24 protein-coding genes are annotated in these 21,746 nt (G+C 71.0%); 11 read left to right on the top strand and 13 right to left on the bottom strand.

What is annotated here, in order from left to right:
• Positions 1–136: 136 nt before the first annotated feature.
• From ACGFK0_RS03205 to ACGFK0_RS03175, 7 genes are all read right to left on the bottom strand, one after another.
• Positions 137–400, bottom strand: a complete 264-nt coding sequence (locus ACGFK0_RS03205; RefSeq protein ID WP_392899296.1) for an acyl carrier protein — start codon at positions 398–400, stop codon at positions 137–139.
• A 56-nt stretch (positions 401–456) separates the two neighbouring features.
• The gene (locus ACGFK0_RS03200; protein ID WP_392899294.1) at positions 457–1,422 is read right to left on the bottom strand and encodes a beta-ketoacyl-ACP synthase III; all 966 of its coding nucleotides are present in this window, start codon (positions 1,420–1,422) and stop codon (positions 457–459) included.
• Positions 1,419–2,348 carry an ACP S-malonyltransferase gene (locus tag ACGFK0_RS03195; protein ID WP_392899292.1) on the bottom strand — a complete coding sequence of 310 codons (930 nt, stop codon included), beginning with the start codon at positions 2,346–2,348 and terminating at the stop codon, positions 1,419–1,421. The genes ACGFK0_RS03200 and ACGFK0_RS03195 overlap by 4 nt, the downstream gene beginning before the upstream one ends.
• A 122-nt stretch (positions 2,349–2,470) precedes the next feature.
• A complete protein-coding gene (locus ACGFK0_RS03190) occupies positions 2,471–3,652 on the bottom strand; it encodes a PucR family transcriptional regulator (RefSeq protein WP_392899290.1) in 1,182 nt (393 codons plus the stop codon).
• 55 nt (positions 3,653–3,707) lie between these two features.
• Positions 3,708–4,715: an alpha/beta hydrolase gene (locus ACGFK0_RS03185; protein WP_392899287.1), complete on the bottom strand. Its 1,008-nt coding sequence runs from the start codon at positions 4,713–4,715 to the stop codon at positions 3,708–3,710.
• 66 nt (positions 4,716–4,781) lie between these two features.
• The gene (locus ACGFK0_RS03180; protein WP_392899286.1) at positions 4,782–5,210 is read right to left on the bottom strand and encodes a hypothetical protein; all 429 of its coding nucleotides are present in this window, start codon (positions 5,208–5,210) and stop codon (positions 4,782–4,784) included.
• Positions 5,211–5,509: 299 nt separating this feature from the next.
• On the bottom strand, positions 5,510–6,103 hold the full coding sequence (locus tag ACGFK0_RS03175) for a LuxR C-terminal-related transcriptional regulator (protein WP_392899283.1): 594 nt from the start codon (positions 6,101–6,103) through the stop codon (positions 5,510–5,512).
• 128 nt (positions 6,104–6,231) lie between these two features.
• Here ACGFK0_RS03175 and ACGFK0_RS03170 point away from each other — a divergent pair, with 128 nt between their 5' ends.
• The 6 genes from ACGFK0_RS03170 (at position 6,232) to ACGFK0_RS03145 (ending at position 12,130) form a co-directional block, all read left to right on the top strand.
• Complete coding sequence (locus tag ACGFK0_RS03170; RefSeq protein ID WP_392899280.1) at positions 6,232–7,260, top strand: PHP domain-containing protein; 1,029 nt, start codon at positions 6,232–6,234, stop codon at positions 7,258–7,260.
• A 285-nt stretch (positions 7,261–7,545) separates the two neighbouring features.
• On the top strand, positions 7,546–8,319 hold the full coding sequence (locus tag ACGFK0_RS03165) for an ABC transporter ATP-binding protein (RefSeq protein ID WP_392899277.1): 774 nt from the start codon (positions 7,546–7,548) through the stop codon (positions 8,317–8,319).
• Entirely contained in the window at positions 8,306–8,998 is a 693-nt protein-coding gene (locus ACGFK0_RS03160; RefSeq protein ID WP_392899274.1) for an ABC transporter ATP-binding protein, read from the top strand. The genes ACGFK0_RS03165 and ACGFK0_RS03160 overlap by 14 nt, the downstream gene beginning before the upstream one ends.
• Before the next feature lie 10 nt (positions 8,999–9,008).
• A complete protein-coding gene (locus ACGFK0_RS03155; protein ID WP_392899271.1) occupies positions 9,009–10,247 on the top strand; it encodes an ABC transporter substrate-binding protein in 1,239 nt (412 codons plus the stop codon).
• A 13-nt stretch (positions 10,248–10,260) separates the two neighbouring features.
• Complete coding sequence (locus ACGFK0_RS03150) at positions 10,261–11,124, top strand: branched-chain amino acid ABC transporter permease (RefSeq protein ID WP_392899268.1); 864 nt, start codon at positions 10,261–10,263, stop codon at positions 11,122–11,124.
• Positions 11,125–11,140: 16 nt separating this feature from the next.
• A complete protein-coding gene (locus tag ACGFK0_RS03145) occupies positions 11,141–12,130 on the top strand; it encodes a branched-chain amino acid ABC transporter permease (protein ID WP_392899265.1) in 990 nt (329 codons plus the stop codon).
• Positions 12,131–12,191: 61 nt separating this feature from the next.
• Here the strand turns inward: ACGFK0_RS03145 and ACGFK0_RS03140 are convergent, their stop codons facing one another.
• Both ACGFK0_RS03140 and ACGFK0_RS03135 read right to left on the bottom strand, forming a co-directional pair.
• A complete protein-coding gene (locus tag ACGFK0_RS03140) occupies positions 12,192–14,075 on the bottom strand; it encodes a helix-turn-helix domain-containing protein (protein ID WP_392899263.1) in 1,884 nt (627 codons plus the stop codon).
• Positions 14,076–14,086: 11 nt separating this feature from the next.
• Complete coding sequence (locus ACGFK0_RS03135; RefSeq protein WP_392899261.1) at positions 14,087–14,875, bottom strand: 3-hydroxybutyrate dehydrogenase; 789 nt, start codon at positions 14,873–14,875, stop codon at positions 14,087–14,089.
• Between the two features lie 174 nt (positions 14,876–15,049).
• On the opposite strand from ACGFK0_RS03135, the gene ACGFK0_RS03130 reads away from it, so the two are divergent.
• The 3 genes from ACGFK0_RS03130 (at position 15,050) to ACGFK0_RS03120 (ending at position 17,889) form a co-directional block, all read left to right on the top strand.
• The gene (locus ACGFK0_RS03130) at positions 15,050–16,000 is read left to right on the top strand and encodes an alpha/beta fold hydrolase (RefSeq protein ID WP_392899257.1); all 951 of its coding nucleotides are present in this window, start codon (positions 15,050–15,052) and stop codon (positions 15,998–16,000) included.
• A gap of 36 nt (positions 16,001–16,036) precedes the next feature.
• On the top strand, positions 16,037–16,744 hold the full coding sequence (locus ACGFK0_RS03125) for a helix-turn-helix transcriptional regulator (RefSeq protein WP_392899255.1): 708 nt from the start codon (positions 16,037–16,039) through the stop codon (positions 16,742–16,744).
• Between the two features lie 164 nt (positions 16,745–16,908).
• Positions 16,909–17,889, top strand: a complete 981-nt coding sequence (locus tag ACGFK0_RS03120; RefSeq protein ID WP_392899252.1) for an aldo/keto reductase — start codon at positions 16,909–16,911, stop codon at positions 17,887–17,889.
• 306 nt (positions 17,890–18,195) lie between these two features.
• Here ACGFK0_RS03120 and ACGFK0_RS03115 read toward each other — a convergent pair whose 3' ends face one another.
• The 4 genes from ACGFK0_RS03115 to ACGFK0_RS03100 form a co-directional block, all read right to left on the bottom strand.
• The gene (locus ACGFK0_RS03115; protein WP_392899249.1) at positions 18,196–19,086 is read right to left on the bottom strand and encodes a hypothetical protein; all 891 of its coding nucleotides are present in this window, start codon (positions 19,084–19,086) and stop codon (positions 18,196–18,198) included.
• Between the two features lie 333 nt (positions 19,087–19,419).
• Positions 19,420–19,605 (bottom strand): DUF397 domain-containing protein, encoded by a 186-nt coding sequence (locus ACGFK0_RS03110; RefSeq protein ID WP_392899246.1) that lies wholly within the window; start codon positions 19,603–19,605, stop codon positions 19,420–19,422.
• Positions 19,602–19,799: a DUF397 domain-containing protein gene (locus ACGFK0_RS03105; RefSeq protein WP_392899244.1), complete on the bottom strand. Its 198-nt coding sequence runs from the start codon at positions 19,797–19,799 to the stop codon at positions 19,602–19,604. Before ACGFK0_RS03105 ends, ACGFK0_RS03110 begins: the two co-directional genes overlap by 4 nt.
• Positions 19,796–20,650 carry a helix-turn-helix domain-containing protein gene (locus tag ACGFK0_RS03100; RefSeq protein ID WP_392899243.1) on the bottom strand — a complete coding sequence of 285 codons (855 nt, stop codon included), beginning with the start codon at positions 20,648–20,650 and terminating at the stop codon, positions 19,796–19,798. The genes ACGFK0_RS03105 and ACGFK0_RS03100 overlap by 4 nt, the downstream gene beginning before the upstream one ends.
• A gap of 211 nt (positions 20,651–20,861) precedes the next feature.
• Here ACGFK0_RS03100 and ACGFK0_RS03095 point away from each other — a divergent pair, with 211 nt between their 5' ends.
• Both ACGFK0_RS03095 and ACGFK0_RS03090 read left to right on the top strand, forming a co-directional pair.
• Positions 20,862–21,341 carry an ATP-binding protein gene (locus ACGFK0_RS03095; RefSeq protein ID WP_392899240.1) on the top strand — a complete coding sequence of 160 codons (480 nt, stop codon included), beginning with the start codon at positions 20,862–20,864 and terminating at the stop codon, positions 21,339–21,341.
• The gene (locus ACGFK0_RS03090; protein ID WP_392899238.1) at positions 21,338–21,712 is read left to right on the top strand and encodes a VOC family protein; all 375 of its coding nucleotides are present in this window, start codon (positions 21,338–21,340) and stop codon (positions 21,710–21,712) included. The genes ACGFK0_RS03095 and ACGFK0_RS03090 overlap by 4 nt, the downstream gene beginning before the upstream one ends.
• The last annotated feature ends 34 nt before the right edge of the window (positions 21,713–21,746 follow it).

Raw genomic sequence — 21,746 nt, 5'->3', positions numbered from 1 at the left:
GTGCCCCCGAGCCCCGCCCCGCCTCCTGGGGTGTGGCTGTTGCTCTGTGCTGGGGCTCGTGGCGGCGGGGGGGTTGGGGGCGGGGCGCGCCGCCGTCCGGGCCGGGCCGGGTCGGGCGGCGCGCCGTCCCCGCGTTCTAGCTCTTGGACGCGGTCTGGAGGTTCTGAACGAAGTTGATGACGTCCTTGACCGTCTTCAGGTTGCGCAGCTCGTCGTCGGGGATCTCGACGCCGAACTGGTCCTGCGCGGCCACGGCGATCTCCACCATCGACAGCGAGTCGATGTCGAGGTCGTCGATGAAGTTCTTGTCCGGGGTCACCTCGGACTTGTCGATGCCGACGATGTCGTCGATGATCTCGGCGAGGCCGTCCAGGATCTGCTGTTCGGTGGCGACTGCCATGGTTCCGCGTTCTCCTTCGGTGGGTTGGTCCAGAGCCTGCGAGCAGGCGTGACGGCCTACGGGATCTGGATGACTTGGGCAGCGTAGGACAGTCCGGCACCGAACCCGACCAGCAGGGCGGGGGCTCCGGACGGCACGTCGCCGCGTTCGATCATGCGGGAGAGGGCCAGCGGGATGGAGGCCCCCGAGGTGTTGCCGGACTGGACGATGTCGTCGGCCACGACGGCGTTGGTGGCCTTCACCTTGCGGGCGATCGCCTCGATGATCCGCAGGTTGGCCTGGTGCGGGACGACGGCGGCGAGGTCCGCCGGCTTGATCCCGGCGCGTTCGCAGGCCTCGGCCGCGACCGGGGCGATGGCGGTGGTCGCCCAGCGGAACACCGCCTGCCCCTCCTGCCGGATGAACGAGCGCCGGTCCTCGATGATGATCTTGTCGTACTTGTCGCCGGCGCTGCCCCACACGACCGGGCCGATGCCGGGGGAGTCACTGCCGGACACGACCGCCGCGCCCGCCCCGTCCGCGAAGATGATGCAGGTGGAGCGGTCGGTCCAGTCGATCCACTGGGACATCTTCTCCGAGCCGATGACGAGCACGTTGCGCGCGCTGCCCGCCTGGACCGCGGCGCTCGCGGTGGCGAGGGCGTAGCAGAAGCCGGCGCAGGCGGCGTTGATGTCGAACGCGCCGGGCGCGTCGATGCCGAGGCGGTGTGCGACCTGCGGGGCGTGGCCGGGCATCGGCGACTCCGCCGAGCATGTGGCCAGGATCACGAGGTCGATGTCGGACGGGGCCAGGCCGCTGCCCGCCAGGGCCTTGCCGCCCGCATGCACGCCCAGCTCGACGATGCCCTCGTCGTCGCCGGCGATGCGGCGTTCGGCGATGCCGACGCGGCTGCGGATCCACTCGTCGTCGGTGTCGACGGTCTGCGCGATCTCGTCGTTGGTGACGATCCGGGCGGGCCGGTAGTCGCCGAAGGCCAGGATGCGGGCGCCGGGCGTCGCCGCGGGGATGCTCAGTGCGCTCATGCCGCGTCCGCCTTGATCAGCTCGCGGGCCTTGTCCAGGTCCTCGGGGGTCTTGAGGGCGACCCGCTCGACTCCGCTCAGTTCGCGGCGGGCGAGCCCGGTCAGCGTCCCGGCGGGCGGCAGTTCGATGATCGCGGTGACGCCGATCTCCCGCATGGTGTCCATGCAGGCGTCCCAGCGGACGGGGGCGCTGACCTGCTCGACGAGCCGCTCCACGAAGCCGGCCCCGGACTCGACGACGGCGCCGTCGCGGTTCTGCAGCAGCCGCGTCCGCGGGTCGGCGACGGGTGCGCCGGGCGCGAGGCGGCGGAGCGTGTCGACGGCGGGCGCCATGTGCTCGGTGTGGAACGCCCCGGCGACCGACAGCGCGCGCAGCCGCGCCTTGGCGGGCGGCTCGTTCGCGAACTCGGCGAGCTTCTCCATCGTCCCGGCGGCGACGATCTGCCCGGCGCCGTTGACGTTGGCGGGGGTGAGGCCGTGCTTGTCGATGGAGGCGAGGACCTCGTCGGTGTCGCCGCCGAGCACGGCGGTCATCCCCGTCTCGGTGACGGCGGCGGCCTCGGCCATCGCCCGTCCCCGCTCCCGGACGAGGACCAGCGCGGCCTCGGGGCTCAGCACCCCGGCGATCGCGGCGGCGGCCAGTTCCCCGACGCTGTGCCCGGCGACGGCGTCCGGCCCCCGGTCTTCGCGGGCGCCGTCCTCGTAGAGGACCTCGTAGGCGGCGAGCGCGGCGGCGACCAGCAGCGGCTGCGCCACGGCGGTGTCACGGATCTCCTCGGCGTCGGCCTCCGTTCCGTACCGGACCAGGTCGAGCCCGGTGACGGCCGACCACCAGGCGAGACGGTCGGCGACTCCGGGTATCTCTAGCCATGGCTGCAGAAAGCCGGGGGTTTGGGCGCCCTGGCCGGGCGATGCGAGGAGAATCACAGCCTCCAGCCTGCCGCCAACGCCCCTCCGACCACGATGCGGATCACCACGAACTTTGGTCGAGGCCCTTTGTACGACACCTACAAGCTGGGGTCTTTCTGGGGCGAACCCCGCAGCCGGGTTCAGCCGTGGGCGGAGCGGGCTTGGAAGCGGCCCAGGACCAGGGCCATGCGGAGGGTGAAGGCGTTGCGGCCGTCGGTGGGGGCCAGGCCGGTCAGTTCGCTGACGCGGCGGAGGCGGTAGCGGACCGTGTTGGGGTGGACGAACAGCAGGCGCGCGGTGGCCTCGAGCGACGAGCCCTGTTCGAGGTAGGTGGTGAGGGTGTCGAGGAGCGGGGCGCCCGCGGCGAGCATCGGGTTATAGACGTTGTCCACCAGGTGGCGGCGCGCATCGTCGTCGCCGTCCAGGGCGCGTTCGGGCAGCAGTTCCGTCGCCGGGACGGGACGGGGCGCGTCCGGCCAGCCGGCGGCGGCGCGGAGCCCGGCCACGGCGGCCTGCGCGGAGCGGGTGGAGTCGTAGAGGTCGGCGACCTGCGGGCCGACGACGACCGGGCCCGGACCGCACTTGGCGGCGATGGGACGCGCCGCCTCCAAGGGGTCGGTGTCGCCGCCGACGATGACGATGACCCGGCGCCCTTGGACGCCGGCCAGCACGTCGGCGCGCGCGCGGCGTGCCGCCAGCTGCATCTGGTCGATGGTGACCTCGGGCTCCTCGTCCTCCGGCGTGAACCCGGCGATGACGGTGACGGGCTTGGACGTCCAGCCGAGGGCCGCGGCCCAGGAGTGCATGCCGTCGTCGACCTCGCCGCGCAGCACCGCGTTGACGACCAGGGCCTCCAGCCGCGCGTCCCAGGCGGCGCGCGTCTCGGCGGCGCGCGCGTACACCTGGGCGGCGCCGAAGGCCACGTCGCGTGTGTAGCGCAGGATGGCCTCGCGCAGCTGGGCCTCCCCGCCGGGGGCGGCCAGCTCGCCGAGCCGGGTCTCCACCACGTCGATGATGACGCGGATCATGTCGATCGTGTGATGGAGCTTGATGGCGCGGAGCAGCTCGCGCGGCGCGGTGCCGAACACCTCGCCCGCGATGGCCGGACGGGTCTGCTCGTTGTTCTTGAACCACTCGACGAACGCCGCGATGCCCGCCTGGGCGACGAGGCCGATCCAGGAGCGCTGGTCGGCGGGCATGCGCCGGAACCAGGGAAGATGCTCCTCCATGCTGCTCAAGGCCGCGGTGCCGAACGTCCCCATCGCCTTCTCCAGGCGCTGGGTGGTCTGCTCCCGGATCTCGGCCTCGCTCGCGGTGTCCACAACCCCAGAGTGCCACCACCCCGGAGGTGACCCGTCCCAAAGTAAGTAACCGGTGTCATCCCGGAGTGACATCGGAGGCCTCCCCGAGCGCGATGCCGGTGAGATTCCGCAGCGACGTCGTACCCGGTTCGAGGTAGTCGCTGTGGCCGCCGGTTCCGGCGTCGAAGACCCGGGCGCCGAACGAGGACGAGACCGGGTCGGGGCCGAGGCCGAGGCCGAGGATGCGGACGTGCGGGACGTCCTCCATCCAGTCGGACGCCCCCCGCCCGGCCCAGATCCGCGCGGCGCCGCTCAGTCTCGCGGCCGACCACGCCGTCGTGCCGGGGCTGCCGTAGAGGGCGATGTCGGTGACCTGCCGCCAGGCGGGTCCGCCTGGACCGTCCAGTGCCGCGCGGCCGCAGACCACCGAGCCGTAGCTGTGGCAGAGCAGGCCGACGCCGGCGGACGGGTTGACCTTGTGCACGCCCTTCAGGAAGCGCCGCAGCCGCTCGGCTCCTTCGTCGGCGCGGTCGCCGGTGATGACGTCGCTGCTGAACGTTTCCGGGGCCGCGTATCCGAGCCACGCCACGACCGCCAGCTCCGGACGCGGTGACTCGGCGAGGGCCTGCGCGTAGACGGCGCGTGCCCCTCCGCCGGGGGTCGACCACGGTTTGTCGCCGCGCTCGTCGAACGCCGTCAGTGTGGTGTCGGCGCCGGGGACGAGGACCGCGACCCGCCGTGCCCTGGTGAGGTCGCCGATGACCTCGACGGCCCGTCCGCCGCCGCGCGGGTCGAAGCGCAGGAAGCGGCGTCCCGGCCGGAGGAACGCGCCGAGGGCCCGCATGCGGTCGGCGTCGCCTATCTCCTGTGCCGTTTCGAGTGCCTTCTCGATGGACCGGCGTTCGGCGGTGTACCGGACGTCCAGCGTCGAGGGCGCCATCTCGGGGAGGTCGGCGGGCGGGGCGTAGGGGTCGGCGTGACCGGTCCCGGCCGTCGTCAGCATGACGCCCGAGATGGACGCGGCGCAGGCCAGGGCCCTTCGGAGCCGTCGGGCGCGCGGCGAGATCGTCTTGCGTGGCGGCATCCTCGTCTTTCTACCATCCAAGATCGCCTGGCGGACGGAGGCGGGTACCCGGCTGCGGGGGACTCTTCATGAGATGTACGGGCCCGGGATCATGTTCGTCGTGTGGTCCGCGTCACGCGCGGGGCGGCGCGGGCGTTCGAAGTCGCGGACCAGGGCCCATAGCGCGGCGAGCGCGACGGCGCAGACCGCCAGCCAGGGCAGCCGTTCCGCGATCCACGCGGGCCGGTCGGGTGCGGTGTGCAGCCCCGGCAGGCCGCCGAACGCGAGCAGCGATCCCGCGGTGACGGCCGGCAGCGCCGTCTGGTGCCACAGGAAGATCGTCATGGCGGAACGGTTGGCGGCGCGGACCACCGAGCGGATCCGGGCGCGTCGCGTCCAGGCGGCCAGCGGTCCGTGCAGCAGCAGGGCCAGGCCGGTCTGGGCGAGGCCGAAGGCGACCGCCGCCAGCGTGGGAGGGCTGAGGTTGGACACCGCCGCGCCCGGCACGCCGACCATGCTCGCCGGATATCCCGCGAAGAGGATCAGCAGGGCGGTCGCCGCGCCGCCCCCCGCCCAGCAGGGCGAACCCGGCCCGGCGGGAGCCGAGTGCCCCGTCCGCCCAGCCGGCGCCGAGGTAGAACGGCACGAGCCCAGCCGGTGAGGACGGTGGCCCAGCCCGTCCACCCGGGCGTGTCGAGGGCGAAGCGGCCGAGGTCGATCGCGGCGGTCGCGGCGACGAGCAGGGCGGCGCCCCACAGGCCGAGCCGTTTCCAGACGGCCGCGACCGCCGGGGCCGCCGCCGTCAGACCCGGGTATCAGTCGCCGGGACGGACCAGCCCCACCTCGTAGGCGTAGACGATCGCCTGCGGGCGGTCGCGCAGCCCGAGCTTCATCAGGATCCGCCCGAAATGCGTCTTGACGGTCTGTTCGGCGACGACGAGTTCCCCGGCGATCTCGCCGTTGGACAACCCGCGCGCGACCAGCGTCAGCACCTCGGTCTCCCGCTCGGTCAGCTCGTCCAGCCGCTTGCGGGACGGCGCCCTCCGCCCGCCCAGCCGGGAGAACTCCGCGATGAGCCGCCGGGTGATCGACGGTGACAGCAGCGCGTCGCCCGCCGCCACGACCCGCACCGCGTCCGCCAGCTCCGTCGCGGACGCGTCCTTCAGCAGGAACCCGCTGGCCCCAGCCCGCAGCGCCTCGTAGACGTAGTCGTCCAGGTCGAACGTGGTGAGCATGAGGATCCTCGGTGCGTCGCCATCGGCGGCGGCGCCGGCGCCCGTGAGGAGCCGGCGGGTCGCCTCCAGCCCGTCCATGACCGGCATCCGGACGTCCATCAGGACCACCTCGGGACGAAGTTCGGCGACGCGGCGCAGGCCCCGCCCTCGGTGTACTCGATGCCCGGCGGCCATGGGCGCCGGAGGTTCGGCTCGTCCTCGGACTTGCCCCCGGCCATGACGACCAGGCTAGAGACCGGACGACCACCCCGGATGACACCGTGGTGGGACACGTCCTGTCATACCTGGGTACCGTGCGATGCGTGGAGCCCGTCGAAGCGCTGCGCCGTATCGCGTTCCTGCTGGAGCGCGCCCATGAGCCGACCTACCGCGTGCGGGCGTTCCGCACCGCCGCCGACCTCGCCGGGAAGACGCCCCCGGACGAACTCGCCGCCCGTGCCCGCGAGGGCACGCTGACCGCGCTGCCCGGCATCGGCAAGGTCACCGCTCTGGTGATCGAGGAGGCGATGCGCGGTGAGACGCCCGTCTACCTGCGCCGGCTGGAGGCCACCGACGGCGAGCCGCTGGACGAGGCCGCCGCCGCCCTCCGCGCCGCGCTGAAAGGCGATCTGCACACCCACAGCGACTGGTCGGACGGCGGATCCCCGATCCGGGAGATGGCCGAAACGGCCCGCGCCCTGGGCCACGAGTACCTCGCCCTCACCGACCATTCGCCACGGCTCAAGGTCGCCGGCGGCCTGTCCGCCGACCGCCTCCGCCGCCAGCTCGACGTCGTGGCCGAACTCAACGAGGACCTGGCGCCGTTTCGCATCCTCACCGGCATCGAGGTCGACATCCTGGAGGACGGAACCCTCGACCAGGACCCGGCGCTCCTCGACCGGCTGGACGTCGTCGTCGCCAGCGTCCATTCGAAACTCCGCATGGACCGCGTCGCCATGACGAAACGCATGGTCGCCGCGATCGCGAACCCGCGTGTGAACGTCCTCGGCCACTGCACCGGACGCATCGTCAAGGCCGGCGGCAAACGCGGCGGGCTGCGCCCCGAATCGGAGTTCGACGCCGCCCTCGTCTTCGACGCCTGCGCCGCCTACGACGTCGCCGTGGAGATCAACTCCCGGCCGGAACGCCTCGACCCGCCCAAGCGCCTCCTGCGCCTCGCCGTCGAGGCGGGCTGCCGCTTCTCCATCGACTCCGACGCCCACGCCCCCGGTCAGCTCGACTGGCAGCCCTTCGGCTGCGAACGCGCCGCCCGCTGCGCCGTCCCCGCGTCCCAGATCGTCAACACCCTTCCGGCCGGCGACCTGCTCGCCTGGACGAGCACCAAGCTCTGAGCCCTCGGCGGGTCTGGCGATGGCCCGGCCGGGCCGTGTTCCGGTTCGGGAGCGAAAGCCGCAGGGCCGCCGCGTTGAGCTGCCGCCACGTGGTGAGACCACATATCGGCGATGCCCGCCATGTGCCGATGGTCGCGACCTGCGAGTGATGTGGGTCACACCCGTGTTCAAGGGTCCCAATATGGGTTCCGCTCACATGGTCCGGCGTTCGGGCGCCACCTAGCGTTCCCGGTCACGGCGGCCCGAGTGTGGCTCGGGCCACCTGGACGAGCGCTAGGAGGGCGAATGGGCGACCCCGTCCCGAAGGGCCCGGTTCTGCAGGCGCGCGGGCTGATCCGGGAGTTCCGCGGCTTCCGGGCCGTCGACGGCGTGGACCTTGACATCGCCGAGGGTGCGGTCCACGCGCTGGTGGGCCCCAACGGTGCCGGCAAGACGACGCTGTTCAACCTGCTGACCGGGTTCCTGAAGCCGACGGCGGGCAGTGTCCGGCTCGGCGATCACGAGCTGGCCGGGCGGAGACCGGAACGGATCGCGCGGCTCGGGCTCGCCCGGTCGTTCCAGATCACGAGCCTGTTCGCCGAGCTGACCCCCAGGCAGCACGTGGAGCTGGCCTTGGCGGGACGCACCGGGCTCGGCTGGCGGTTCTGGCGGTCGGACGGCGCGCTCGCACGCTTCTCCGGGCGCGCGGCCGAACTGCTCGAACAGGTCGGCCTGGGCGAGCACGGCGAGACTCCCGCGGGCTCCCTGGCGTACGGGCGCAAACGGGCACTCGAACTGGCCCTGGCCCTTGCGCTCGACCCGAAGGTGCTGCTGCTCGACGAGCCGACCGCCGGCATGGGCGTGGAGGACGTCGACCGCACCGTCGCGCTCATCCAGCGCGTGAGGGAGGGCCGCACGGTGGTGCTGGTCGAGCACAACATGAGCGTCGTCTCCAGCCTCGCCGACCAGGTCACGGTGCTTCAGCACGGACAGGTCCTCGTCGAGGGCCCTTACGCCGAGATCCGTCACGACCCCCGCGTGGTCACCGCCTACCTCGGAGACTCCAATGCTGAGCGTTGACGGACTGTCCGCCTGGTACGGCGAGGCGCAGGCACTGCGCGATGTGTCGCTGGACGTGGGCGAGGGCGAGATCGTCACTCTCGTCGGGCGCAACGGCGCCGGCAAGACCACCCTCTTGCGCAGCCTGATGGGGCTCCACCAGGAAGTGACCGGGACGGTGCGGTTCCTGGACGAGGACATCTCCGCGCTGAGCCCGCACAAGCGCAGCCGCCGCGGCCTCGGCTACGTCCCGGACGACCGCGGCGTCTTCGCCACCCTCTCGGTGGAGGAGAACCTCACGCTGCCCCCGGTCACGGGCAAGGATCCGTGGCCGCTGGAGCGGGTGTACGAGACGTTCCCGAAGCTGCGTGAGCGGCGCCGGTTCCCCGGGACGAAGCTGTCGGGCGGCGAGCAGCAGATGCTCGCGCTGGCCAGGGTGCTGCGGACGGGTGCCCGGCTGCTGCTGTGCGACGAGCCCACCGAGGGCCTGTCGCCGCTGATCGTCGCCCAGATCGGCGAGATCCTCCGCGAGGTCAAGGCCGCGGGGGTGACCGTCCTGCTCATCGAGCAGAACGTCCACTTCGCCGCCACCGTCGCCGACCGCCACCACCTGCTCGCCGAGGGCCGGATCGTCGAGTCCATGGACAACGACGAGGTCCTCGCCCGCGAGAACGAACTCCTGCAGTACCTCGGAATCTAGGAGAGCCCTGATGAGACTTCTCGGACGTTCGGCCGCGCTCGCGACCGCCGGAATGATGCTGGCCGCATGCGGGGGCGGTCCCGGCGGAGGCGGCGGCAAGATCAGCGACGACAAGGTCGTCCTCGCGGTGCTGACCGACCAGTCGGGCGTGTACGCCGACCTGTCGGGCAAGAACGCCGTCGAGGCGGTGAAGATGGCCGTGGCCGACTTCAAGGCCAAGTACGGCGACAAGGCGGTGACCGGCAAGATCGAGGTCATCTCCGCCGACCACCAGAACAAGCCGGAGATCGCCAACTCCAAGGCGCAGGAGCTCTACGACCGGCGGCAGGCCGACCTGATCGTGGACGTGCCGACGTCGTCGGCCGCGCTCGCCGTCGCCAACGTCGCCAAGACGAAGAAGAAGGTGTTCATCGACGTCGGCGCCGCCACGACGGAGCTGGAAGGCAAGCAGTGCAACAAGTACACCTTCCACTACGGCTACAACAGCTACATGCTGGCCCACGGCACCGGCACCGGAGTGACCCAGGACGGCGCCGAGAACTGGTACATCGTCTACCCGGACTACGCGTTCGGGCAGGACATGGAGAAGACGTTCGGGGAGGCCGTCAAGGCGGCCGGCGGCACGGTGGTGAAGAGCGACCCGACGCCCTTCCCCAACGACAACTTCTCCACGTTCCTGCTGAAGGCCCCGAACCTCGACCCCAAGCCGGACGTGCTCGGCGCCATGCAGGCGGGCGGTGACCTGGTCAACCTGGTGAAGCAGTACAACGAGTACAAGCTGCGCGACAAGGGCGTGGGCCTCGCGGTGGGGCTGATGTTCCTCACCGACATCCACTCCCTCACCCCGGACGCCCTGGCCGGGACGCGGTTCACCGACTTCTGGTACTGGAACGCCGACGAGGGCAACCGCGCCTGGGCCGACAAGTTCAAGGCCAAGACGGGGACGCGGCCGACGTCCGTCCACGCGGCGGACTACTCGGCGGCGCTGCAGTACCTGGAGGCCGTGCAGCGCGGCGGCACCGACAAGTCCGACGGGGTGGTCAAGCAGCTCGAAGGGCACAAGGTCGACGACATCTTCACCTCCACCGGCACCATCCGGGCCGCCGACCACCTGCTCACCCACGACGCCTACGTCGCGGAGGTGAAGCCGGCCGGGGAGGTCAAGGAGCCGTGGGACTACGAGAAGATCGTCAAGACGATCCCGGCGGCCGAGGCGTTCCAGCAGCCCGACCCGGCCTGCAAGCTCTGAGGCGGGCCGCGACGTGCTTCAGCAGGCGTTCAACGGCCTGGTGGGCGGGGCGTTCTACGCCCTGCTCGCCCTCGGCCTGTCCGTCATCTTCGGGATGCTGCACGTGGTCAACTTCGCCCACGGCGCGTTCTACATGCTCGGGGCGTTCGGCTCCTACGTGCTGCTCGACTCGTTCGGGGTGAGCTTCTGGCTGGCGCTGCCGCTCGTCCCCGTCGTTCTGGGCGTGGTGGGCGTGGTGCTGGAACGGCTGTTCATCCACCGCCTGGCGCCCCTCGATCCCCTCTACAACTTCCTGTTCACCTTCGGCCTCGCCCTGATCCTGCAGGACCTCGTCAAACGGCAGTACGGCGTGCAGTCGCAGCCGTACCCGCGCCCGTCCGCGCTGCGCGGCTCCCTCGACCTGGGACTGTTCACCTACCCGGCCTACCAGGTGTTCGTGCTCGCGCTGTCCCTGCTGGTGTGCGGGACGGTGTGGGTGGTCCTCACCCGGACCCGCGTCGGGATGATCGTCCGGGCGGCGACCGAGCGGCCCGAACTGACCCGCGCGCTCGGCATCGACGTCGCCCGCTGGGTGACGCCCGTCTTCGGGTTCGGTGTCGCGCTGGCCGGCTTCGCCGGCGTCCTCGCCGCGCCGATGCGGGCGGTCAACCCGCTGATGGGCAGCGACCTGATCATCACGGTCTTCGCCGTGGTGGTGATCGGCGGCCTCGGCTCGGTGTTCGGGTCGGTCGCCGCGGGCTTCGCCGTCGGGCTCGTGTCGGCGCTCGGCAACTACTACGTCCCGTCGCTCTCGCAGACGCTGGTGTTCATCCTGATGGCCGCCGTGCTGCTGTGGCGCCCCGCCGGCCTGTTCGGCCGCGAAGAGGCGACGATTTGACCGCCGAGGAGACGAAGTGATCCTGTCGAAACTCGCGGGACGTCCGGTCCTGCTGGCCATCGGGCTGCTGGTGGCGCTCGGCCTGCCGTGGTTCGTCTACCCGCCGGTCGCCATGGACATCGCCTGCTGGGCGCTGTTCGCCGCCGCCGTCGACCTGCTGCTCGGCTTCACCGGGCTGCTGTCGTTCGGGCACGCCGCCTTCTGGGGCGGTTCCGGGTACGCCACGGGACTGATCGCGCTGCACTCCGGCCTGCCGTTCCCCGTCGCCGTCCTGGGCGGGGCGGCCTTCGCGGCCGTCCTCGCCGTTCCGATCGGCTTCCTGTCCGTCCGGCTTCGCGGCATCTATTTCGCGATGGTCACCCTGGCCTTCGCCCAGATGGTCTACTTCGTCGCCAACCAGTGGCGGGACGCGACCGGTGGAGAGAACGGACTGCAAGGCATACCCAAGGAACTGTTCGGGCTGGACCTGTCCGACCCGTTCTTCTTCTACTACGCGGGCCTCCCCTTCATCCTGGCCGGACTGTTCGCCGCCTGGCGCATCGTCCGTTCCCCGTTCGGACGAGTGCTGATGTCCATCCGCGACAACCCCGCCAGGGCGCGGGCACTCGGATACAGCATCGACCGGTACAAGCTGCTCGCGTTCGTCCTGTCCGCGGGTTTGTCGGGCCTCGCCGGCGGCGTGTTCACCATCAGCCACGGCTTCGCGTCCCTGCAGGGCGTCTACTGGACGACCTCCGGGCAGGCCGTGATGATGGTCGTCCTCGGCGGCATCGGCACCCTGTGGGGCGGCGCCATCGGCGCGGCCCTGATCGTGGAACTGCACGACTACCTGGCCACGGCCGGGTTCGAGGAGACCGGGATCATCACCGGCGCCATCTTCATCCTGGTCGTCCTGCTGTTCCGCCGCGGTGTCTGGGGCACCGCCCGCGACCTGATCGCCGCCCGGACGTCCCAGGACCCCGCCACCGAGAAGACCGCGACCCCAAAGGTCGACGCCCCCGTCTGAGCACGTTCACCCGCGCCGTGTCGCCCTTATGCCGATGCTCATAAGGGCGACATGCCGCGGGTCAGCGGGAGAGGCGGTGGAGGCGGAGGGCCAGCTGGAGTTCCAGGGCGCGTTCGGGGGTCTGCCAGTCTTCGCCCAGGAGGTGGGCGATGCGGTCCAGGCGCTGGCTGACGGTGTTGACGTGGATGTGCAGGAGCCCGGCCGTCCTCGACAGGCTGCCACCGGTCCCGAAGTAGGCCTCCAGCGTCCGGACGAGCGCCGTGCCGCGCCGCTCGTCGTAAGCGAGGACCGAGCCGAGGGCACTGGAGAGGAAGCCCGGCACGTCCCGGTCGTCGCCGATCAGGAGGCCGACGAAGCCGAGTTCGGTCGCGTCGGCTCCGTCTCCGAGTCGTCCGAGGGACCGCAGGGCGTCCGCGCAGCGCTGCGCCTCCCGGTGGGCGGACGCGACATCGGCCGGACCGCGCACCGGGCCGGCGGCGCCGATCGTGGCGGGGCCGCCGAGGGAGGCGCCCAGCTCCTTGGCGACCCAGCGGGCCGTCTCTCCCGGGCGGTCGCCGGGCAGCAGCAGGACGATCTCCTCGGCGCGGGACGCGGCGAGACCGTGCTCCACGGCCGCGTAGGACGACGCCCAGAACGCGGCCCGCTGCCGGTACTCCTGCGACCCGTACTTCGCGCACAGCACCACGTGCGGGGCGCTCAGGTCGACGTTCACGCGCCGCGCGCGGGACATGAGCGCCTCGGCCCCGGTCTGGCGGCCCGAGAGCAGGTCGTCCAGGAGTTCGCCGCGGACCCGGCCCTCCGCCTCGGTCACGCTGCGCTGGAACAGCAGCAGCAGCGCGGTGACGAGCGCGGCCGGTTCCAGGATCCGCTGATCGGCGTCCGACAACTCGTCCGCGGTGCGCAGCACCAGCGTCCCCAGCATCTCGTCGCCCGTGGACACCGACGCGATCCACAGATCGCCACGTCTGACGGTGCGGCCTTGCGCGCGCGCAGAGTGCGCCGACGCCGAGACCCCGACGAGTTCGTCGGCGCTGAGGGGAGCCGACACGGCGCCCGTCGTCGCGAGCTGGCGGCCGTCCGCGTCCAGGACGTGCAGGGTGCCGCCCAGCAACTCGGTCACGACGGCGCCGACGTCCTCCACGCCGCCGCCGCGAACGACGACGGCGGTCATGCGGTCGTGCGCGCGCGCCGCCCTCTCTACGGCCGCACTGCGCGCCTTGACCTCCTCGTTGGCCGCGCTCAGCTCCTCCAACGCGGTGCGGGTCTCCTGCAGAAGGCGGGCGTTGTCGATCGCCACCGCGGCGTGCGCGGCCAGCGACCCGAGCAGCGCCACCTCCTCCGGGTCGAACGGACGCTCGCTGCGGTGCGCGGCGGTCAGAACGCCGATGACGCGGCTGCCCAGCCGCATGGGCACGCCCAGGATCGCGACGATGCCCTCCTCGGCGACCGCGTCGTCGATGAATCCGCGGTGCTGGAACTGCTCGTCCCCGAGATAGTGCGCGCTGGTGTAGGGCATCGCGGTCTGCGCGACCAGGCCGACGAGCCCGGTGCCCATCGGCAGCCGCAGCCTCCGGAACGCCGCCGACACCGAGCCGTCCGTGACCCGCATGTAGGTCTCGCCGCGCTCGTCGTCGTTCAGCGTCAGGTAGGCGATGTCGGCGTTCAGGAGCCGCCGGGCGCGGCGGGTGATCGCCTCCAGCACGGCGTCGAGGTCGCGGAGCCCCGCCAGGTCCCCGGCGGTGTCGAACAGCGCCTCCAGCTCCGCCTCCCGCCGGACGTGCCGCCGCATCACCGCCCGGACCCGCAGCGCCGCCAGCTTGGCCGACTCCAGCTCCGCCAGGACGGCGGGCGGCGCGCCCTCCGCCCGCGCCTGGACGAGGGGACCCTCGAACTCGACGGGTGAGGCCTCACGGGCCAGCAGTTCGAGGAAGACGCCGCAGGTCATACGGGCCATTGTCAATGCGCCGTCCAGCCGCCGTCGAGGCCGAGGGACACGCCCGTCATCATCGACGCGGGCGGCGAGCACAGATATGCGACGAGTTCCGCTACTTCGTCCGGCTCGATCAGCCGTTTCACCGCCGCATGCTCAAGCATGACGCGCTCGATGACCTCGTCCGGCGGCATGCCGTGCGCGTGCGCCTGGTCGGCGATCTGCCGCTCCACCAGTGGGGTCCGGACATACGCGGGGTTGACGCAGTTGGACGTCACGCCGTGTGGGGCGCCTTCCAGCGCGATCACCTTGGACAGCCCCTCCAGACCGTGTTTGGCGGTCACATAAGCGGCCTTGAAAGGCGACGCGCGCAGCCCATGGACGGACGAGATGTTGACGACGCGTCCCCAGCCCCGCTCGTACATGCCGGGCAGCGCGTCCCGGGCGAGACGGAACGGAGCCTCCACCATCAGCCGCATGATCCGCGCGAACGTCTCGGGCGGGAAGTCGTGGACCGGGGCCACATGCTGGATGCCCGCGTTGTTGACCAGGATGTCGACGCCGGTCGCCAGCCCGCCGAGCGCCTCCGTGTCGGCCAGGTCGGCGAGCAGCGGGATCCCGCCGATCTCGGCCGCCGTGCGCTCCGCCGCCTCCCCGTCGATATCGGCCACCACCACGTTGGCACCCGCCGCCGCCAGCCGCCGCGCGCACGCGCGGCCGATGCCGCCCGCGCCGCCGGTGACCAGGGCGCGCCGGCCCGACAGATCCAGCGTCCCCGGAGTGCCCGCGGCCGGCCGCGGCGTCACGCTCGTCATGCGCAGAACCTATGGAGCGCGGCCCCGGGGTCCCATGTGGCGCGGCCACACAATCCGATGGCCGCCGGTATGGCCAAGGGGTATTCACCCCGGGTTCCTCATCCCACGTCCCGGGCGAAATCCGGTGCGGCTACGGTTGGCACGCACGGTCCGCCCATGCCGCGAGGGGTATCGATGACCGAGATCACGCACCGCTTCGTCACGTCGAAGAGCGGGCTGCGCATGCACGTCGCCGAGGCGGGCGAGGGTCCCCTCGTGCTGCTCCTGCACGGCTTCCCGGAGTGCTGGTACTCCTGGCGTCACCAGCTCATCGCGCTCGCCGAGGCCGGCTACCACGCCGTCGCCCCTGACCAGCGCGGCTACGCCCGGACGGGCGGCCCCGCGGAACCCGGCGAGTACACGCTCCTGCACCTGACCGGAGACGCGATCGGGCTCATCGACGCCCTCGGCGCCGACCGCGCCGTCGTCGCCGGCCACGACTGGGGTGCGCCCGTCGCCTGGGCCACCGCGCAGATGCGCCCGGACAAGGTGCGCGGGGTGATCGGGATGTCGGTCCCGCACCGCCCGCGCAGCAGCAGGCCGCCCGTCGAGTCCATGCGCCGCCTGTTCGGCGACGGCTTCTACATGGTCCGCTTCCAGGAGCCGGACGTCCCGGAGGCGGCGTTCGACCGCGACCGGGCGGCAACCTTCCGCCGGATGCTGTACGGGATGTCCGGCGATGGGCCGTGCCCGCCGCTGGTCGCGCCCGACGGCGGCGGGATCCTCGACGTCCTCCCGGACCCGGAGAAGCTTCCCGGGTGGCTCACCGCCGCCGACATCGACGCCTACGTCGAGGAGTACGCCGGCAGCGGCTTCACCGGCCCGGTCAACTGGTACCGCAACCTCGACCGCAACTGGGAGCTCACCGCCGCCTGGCACCGCGCCCCGGTCGGCCCGCCCGCGCTGTTCATCGCCGGAGACCGCGACATCGTCTCGGTCGGCGCCCGCCAGGTGATCGACTCCATGACCGACTTCGTGCCGAACCTCCGCGATACCGTCTGGCTGGAGGGCTGCGGCCACTGGCTGCAGCAGGAACGCCCCACCGAGGTCAACGACGCCATGATCACCTTCCTCCGCGCCCTCTGACCCGGAAATGTCGGACCCGGCGCGTACGCTCGGCGCGTGAACCGCACGGACCGTCTTTACGCCCTGGTGGAGGAGTTGCGCGCCTGCGCGCCCCGCCGCCTCGCCGCGCGGGAACTGGCCGCGCGGTACGAGGTGAGCGTCCGCACGATCGAGCGCGACATCGGCGCGCTCCAGCAGGCCGGCGTGCCGATCTTCGCGGACGTCGGCCGAGGCGGCGGCTACACCCTCGACAAGAGCCGCACGCTGCCGCCGCTGAACTTCACCCCCGCCGAGGCCGTCGCCGTCGCGATCACCCTGTCCCGCGCGGGCGGCTCACCGTACTCCCGCTCCGCCCGCACCGCCCTGCACAAGATCGTCGCCGCGATGTCGGCGGACGACGGCGCCTCGGCCCGCGCACTGGCCGCCCGCATCCGCATCCTCGGCCCCGCCGGGGACGACGACCAGGCGTCCGTGCCGGCCGTGCTGGAGGAGGCCGTCCTGGCCCGCCGGGTGGTCCGCCTCACCTACGTCGACGGGGCGGGCACCGAGACCGAACGCGACGTCGAGCCCGTCACGTTCACCGCGTCCGGCAAGGGCTGGTATCTGAACGCCTGGTGCCGCCTGCGCGGCGGCCGCCGCGTGTTCCGCACCGACCGCGTCCGCCGCGCCGCCCTCCTGGAGGAGACCGCCCCGGACCGCTCCACCGAGTCCATGCACGGCGACATCCCACCCGACTACGTCGTCCGCCCCCTGGAGTTCGTCTGAGCACACCCGCCGGAGACGCGGCGCTCCCGCAGGACGGAGGAGGCGTGCGACCCCGCGATCACGGGCGGCCAGGCGCAGCGGCGAACGCGGACGCCGGGCGCACCGCCCGGCCGCTTTGCTGCGAGAGTGGACGTGAATGCGTTGCTTGCGAGAAAGGATTGGTCGTGCAGAAGCGCACTCTGGGCCGCCAGGGCCTGGTGGCCTCGGCGATCGGCTACGGCACGATGGGCCTGACGATCGCCTACGGTCCTGCTGACGAGCAGGAGGGCATCGCCGCCATCAGGCGCGCGTACGAGCTGGGCGTCACCTTCTTCGACACCGCCGAGCTCTACGGCCTGGGCACCGGCTCCAACGAGATCCTCGTCGGCAGGGCGGTCAAGGACTTCCGCGACGAGGTCGTCCTGGCGACCAAGTTCGGGTTCGACCTGTCGTCCGGGAGGATCTCCGGCCTCGACAGCCGCCCGGACAACATCCGCAAGGTCGCCGACAACAGCCTCCGCTACCTGGACGTCGACCACATCGACGTGCTCTACCAGCACCGCGTCGACCCGGACGTCCCGATCGACGACGTCGCCGGCACGGTCAAGGAGCTGATCGAGGCGGGCAAGGTGAAGTACTTCGGGCTGAGCGAGGCGGGCCCGCAGACCATCCGCCGCGCGCACGCCGTCCAGCCCGTGTCCGTCCTCCAGACCGAGTACTCGCTGTTCGAGCGGGACGTGGAGCAGCTGTTCTCGGTGCTGCGCGAGCTGGGCATCGGGTTCGTGTCGTACTCCCCGCTGGGACGCGGCTTCATCACCGGCACCGCCAAGCCCGCCGGGTCCTACGACCCGACCGACATGCGCAACCACGATCCCCGCTGGCAGCCGGGCAACTTCGAGAAGAACCTGGCGGCCGTCGAGCGGCTCGCCGAGCTGGCCGCCGCGAAGGACGCGACGGTCTCCCAGCTCGCACTGGCCTGGGTGCTGGCCCAGGGCGAGGACATCGTCCCGATCCCCGGCACCCGCAGCCCCGAGCGGGTCGAGGAGAACACGGCCGCCGCCGAGCTGACCCTGTCCGAGGCCGACCTGGACGCCATCGCCGCCATCCTGCCGACCGGCGGCTACGGCGCCCGCTACGCCGAGGGCTCCCTGCCCACCTGGGTCTAGCGGCCGGTGAACACCACCACCGCCAGCCCGGCGATCACCGCCGCCAAGACCAACCATCTCACCGGCGGAGGCAGCCGATGCAACCCGAACAGGCTAGGCAGCACGTTCTCGGCAGGATCCTGGCTGGGCGGCGAGGTGGTGACGGGAGGGCGCGGCGCTCTAGGACGCGCGTGTACGCCGCCGCGGCGGTCGAGCGCCGCAGCACCCGCACGCCCGCAGCTCACCCCGAAGTTTCTCCTCAGATTCGAGCCAGAAGGTCGGGACGCCGTCAACCTCCGTTTCCCGCAGTTCCACTGCCGGCCCTCCTCAAAGCGGAATCTTCAGATGCCGGCAGGCCGCGATGAAATCGGCCACTTCATCGCCGGTTACGTAGCCCCATGGAATGATGGGGATCCGTGGGCCGCCCGCTGTCAGGTGGAAGCGTGCACGCTCGCGATCACCGGCCTGGTAGTAGGCGAAGCCGAAGACGTGATGGGCGTCGACGTCGTAGGGATGCGGCCGTGCGGACGCGAGCCATTTCTCCGCTGCGGCGCGAATCTCCACCTGTACGTCCGGTTTCATGAGGTGACTGTTGAAATCGTCGTCCAGCCCGTCATCGATGTTCCTGGAAGCGACCTCGATGTGGGCCATGGCGATCATCGCGGTGACGGGATCGCCCGGAGGGGCGGCCGCCGCGGCCTGCCGCGCGCACTCCAGCATCGCCTCGTGCGAGCCGCCCCACTTCTTCGCCACGCTCTGGATCCGCTGGTAGGTGCCGTGATACGAGGTCGGCCACCGTCCGCCGAGGTTGCGCCAGATCGCGTCCGCGTCGCTTCGTGGAAGCTCAAGGCCTCTGGCGAACCTCAGCAGGCAGACCCACGGAACGGGATCGGGCGGGAGCAACTGCGCAGCCGTCGACAACGGATGGTGGGCGGTTCGCAGGGTGGCGTGAAAGTCGGCGAACTGCTGTTGCGACACATAGCGGGCCAGCGCCATCGAGCGGATGCCCCACGCCTCCAGGACGATCGTGTGCCCCAGCCACAAAGCCAGGTCCGGATTCCGCGGGTCCGCGCTCGCCAGGGCGCGGATGCCGGTGCTGCGGCCCTCGGCAGCCTGGGCGAGACCCATCACGCACAGTGTCCGCCGCTCCGGGTCATTCCGCGTCTGCGCCAGCAGCCGCGCCCCGGTGGAGAAGTCCCCGCGGCTGACGGCGTCCACGGCCGCGTCGAGAGCGTCGTCTCGCCACGCCCGTCCGGCAGTGACCGTGCCCGATCCTGCCCGCCCCGTCTTGTCCTCTTTTCTCCGCCAAAAACCCATAGCGGAGAAGCCTACTGATCACTCCGTTCGCTCGTCCTGAAACGGAGACAATGAAGCCCGCCCTACCTCGGCCTACCGATGCCCTACACATCGGGCGGGTCTGAGTCAGCCGGAAGTGGCCACCGGACGGGTCACGAAACTCCGAGGTGATTCCGTTAGAACGTTCCTCGGACGCCCAGGCAGGTCCGGACCCGTCTTACCCAGGGATCAGCTCACCTGTGTCCCGGCCCACGATCACGGCTGTGAAGCCAGGTGTGCCAAGAGGCGGGTGAAGTCTTGGCGGGTGAGGGAGAGGTGGCCACTTTCCGGTGCTTCGCTGTCGCGGACAGCGATGTGGTGGTTGAGGTCGGCGATCTCGACGCAGTTGCCTTCCTGACCGCCGCTGTGGCTGCTCTTACGCCAGTGGGGCGTGGTGGTCATGGCTGCATTGCCAGGTGCTTGAGGAGGGCGGCGAAGTGTTGGCGGGTGAGGACGAGGTGTCCGTTGGTGGGGTTCTTGCTGTCGCGGATGCCGATGTCGTCGTTGAGGTCAGCGATTTCGACGCACTCGCCTTCGTTGCCGCCGCTGTAGGTGCTCTTGCGCCAGAGTTCCGGGGACGGTTCGGGAGGGTTCATGATCTCGACGCTATCTCGTCTATGAGTTCTATCGAAGCGGTTCTGCACAGTGTTGCAGAGAGCAGCAGGCCGAAAATCTCTTCGTGAGAAGCAACTTCGTCCTCATCCTCTACAAAGATGCTCTTGTTGTAGAAGTCGCCAACGGTCACGGTGAGTCGGCCGGGCGGACGCAAAGAGATGAGATGACACGGGGTGATGAGCGAGAGATATTCGCTGGCCGTGCTGGGAAGGATGCGCAGATCCACGTGTCCCAGCCGGGCGACCTCTGTCAGCTGCCGTAGCTGTGCACGCAGGATCGCAGGATCGCCGCCAACCTGATTGCCGAGAACCGTTTCCGCGATGATCGGCACGTAGCGGGGCGGATTAGGGCGGCTCAGCACCTGCTGGCGAGACATCCGGAATTCGACCAGCGTTCTGGCAGTGAGGGAGTTCCTGGCAGGGCCTACGGCCATGAGTTTCCCGGCGTAGGCAGGGATCTGGAGCAGTCCCGGGATGATATTGGGCTGGAAGGTGCGGATCTCGGCTGCGTCCTCTTCCAGGCTGGCCAAGTCCAGGGCGGCAGCGGAGATCCGGTACTCGTACGTACGTTTCCATGAACCGGGTTTGTGTGTGGCGAGGTGGAGGAGGGAGTCGCGGAGGGGGCCGTCCTCGACGTCGTAGAAGTCGAGGAGGTCGGCGAGTTCTTCGGGGGCGATGGTCTGGAGGCCGTTCTCGACCATGCTCAGCCAGCCCTGGGAGCGGCCGAAGCGGCGGGCGACGGTGGCGACGGTCAGGTTGTGCTGGTCGCGGGCTTTGCGGAGCGCCGAGCCGATCCGGCGCTGGCGAACGGTGGGGGCGTTCCCGGAAGGCATCTCTCCAGCGTGTCACCGAATGTGGTCGTGCGTATACGGAACGGCGGCGCATTGAACGTTCAATCCGGAAACGTTCAGGGCGGGGGACACGAGCGCATCGGGCGGCGAATGTGGCGGGCGACTCCGAAATGAAGGGAGGCGCACGAATGGGAGCGCCCGAGACGGGGAGGTCGCCGGTCGTCCGGCGCGGTGTGTCGTGGGTGGCGTGGTGGTGAGCGGCGGGCTGGTCGTGCTCGGCTCGCTCACGCTTCCGGGTGTCCGGAGGTCCGTGGGGTACGCACGGCGGTTCCTGCGGGACCTGGTGCCGGCGGCACATCCCCGCCTGGACGACCTGGTGACGGTCGGGAGCGAGACCGTTACCAACGCCATCGTTCACACGGACTCGGGTGACGGTGGCCGGGTGACGATCAGCCTGCTGGCGGGTGGTGACCTCTACCGCCTGGAGGTCGCCGACGACGGAGCGGGCGGCAGGCGCCCGCATCCCAGGGCGGAGACGGGGGCCGAGAGCGGGCGCGGGCTGTGGCTCGTGGAAGCGCTGTCGGACGGCTGGGGATTCCGGGCGGACGGGGCGCGCACCGTCGTGTGGGCGGAGTTCCGAGCGGCTGGGAACTCGCCCGGAAACACCGACAGGGGGTTGTCGGAATGCTCCCGGACGCTGGTGCCCGCAGCGTTCGAAGGAGGAGATCGATGAGCGTTCCCGCGTTCAACACCGTTGCGTGGTTCCAGGTCGGCACCGACGCGCCGGAGGAGGCCCGCCGCTTCTACGGCGACCTGTTCGGCTGGAAGATCGAGGTCAACCCCGACGGCGACGGCTACGACCTGGTCAGCTACCCGGGCGCCGACATCCCGACGGGCGGCATCTCGCACGAGGCCGACGCGTCCGGCAGGCACGCGATGTTCCTGGTCATGGTCGAGGACGTCGACGCCATCTGCACGGAGACCGAAAAGCACGGCGGCAAGGTGGCCCTTCCCGCGGTGACCGCGAACACCGGCCTCAAGTTCGCCTACCTTCAGGACCCGTCCGGCAACACCTTCGGCGTGTTCACGCCCGCGGCCGGCTGACCCGCGAACACCGAAGGGCCCCGAGGCGAACCTC

Origin of the sequence: Spirillospora sp. NPDC048823, from assembly GCF_043198445.1 — a bacterium.
Classification (GTDB): domain Bacteria; phylum Actinomycetota; class Actinomycetes; order Streptosporangiales; family Streptosporangiaceae; genus Spirillospora.
The sequence above is the reverse complement of the archived record's forward strand: the minus strand, read 5'-3'. Positions and strand labels throughout refer to the sequence as shown.

Coding starts and splice junctions, on each gene's coding strand:
- ACGFK0_RS03205 (WP_392899296.1), bottom strand. CDS start 400: ATGGCAGTCGCCACCGAACAGCAGATCCTGGACGGCCTCGCCGAGATC.
- ACGFK0_RS03200 (WP_392899294.1), bottom strand. CDS start 1,422: ATGAGCGCACTGAGCATCCCCGCGGCGACGCCCGGCGCCCGCATCCTG.
- ACGFK0_RS03185 (WP_392899287.1), bottom strand. CDS start 4,715: ATGCCGCCACGCAAGACGATCTCGCCGCGCGCCCGACGGCTCCGAAGG.
- ACGFK0_RS03180 (WP_392899286.1), bottom strand. CDS start 5,210: ATGGTCGGCGTGCCGGGCGCGGCGGTGTCCAACCTCAGCCCTCCCACG.
- ACGFK0_RS03175 (WP_392899283.1), bottom strand. CDS start 6,103: ATGGCCGCCGGGCATCGAGTACACCGAGGGCGGGGCCTGCGCCGCGTC.
- ACGFK0_RS03165 (WP_392899277.1), top strand. CDS start 7,546: ATGGGCGACCCCGTCCCGAAGGGCCCGGTTCTGCAGGCGCGCGGGCTG.
- ACGFK0_RS03160 (WP_392899274.1), top strand. CDS start 8,306: ATGCTGAGCGTTGACGGACTGTCCGCCTGGTACGGCGAGGCGCAGGCA.
- ACGFK0_RS03155 (WP_392899271.1), top strand. CDS start 9,009: ATGAGACTTCTCGGACGTTCGGCCGCGCTCGCGACCGCCGGAATGATG.
- ACGFK0_RS03140 (WP_392899263.1), bottom strand. CDS start 14,075: ATGACCTGCGGCGTCTTCCTCGAACTGCTGGCCCGTGAGGCCTCACCC.
- ACGFK0_RS03135 (WP_392899261.1), bottom strand. CDS start 14,875: ATGACGAGCGTGACGCCGCGGCCGGCCGCGGGCACTCCGGGGACGCTG.
- ACGFK0_RS03130 (WP_392899257.1), top strand. CDS start 15,050: ATGACCGAGATCACGCACCGCTTCGTCACGTCGAAGAGCGGGCTGCGC.
- ACGFK0_RS03110 (WP_392899246.1), bottom strand. CDS start 19,605: ATGACCACCACGCCCCACTGGCGTAAGAGCAGCCACAGCGGCGGTCAG.
- ACGFK0_RS03105 (WP_392899244.1), bottom strand. CDS start 19,799: ATGAACCCTCCCGAACCGTCCCCGGAACTCTGGCGCAAGAGCACCTAC.
- ACGFK0_RS03100 (WP_392899243.1), bottom strand. CDS start 20,650: ATGCCTTCCGGGAACGCCCCCACCGTTCGCCAGCGCCGGATCGGCTCG.
- ACGFK0_RS03090 (WP_392899238.1), top strand. CDS start 21,338: ATGAGCGTTCCCGCGTTCAACACCGTTGCGTGGTTCCAGGTCGGCACC.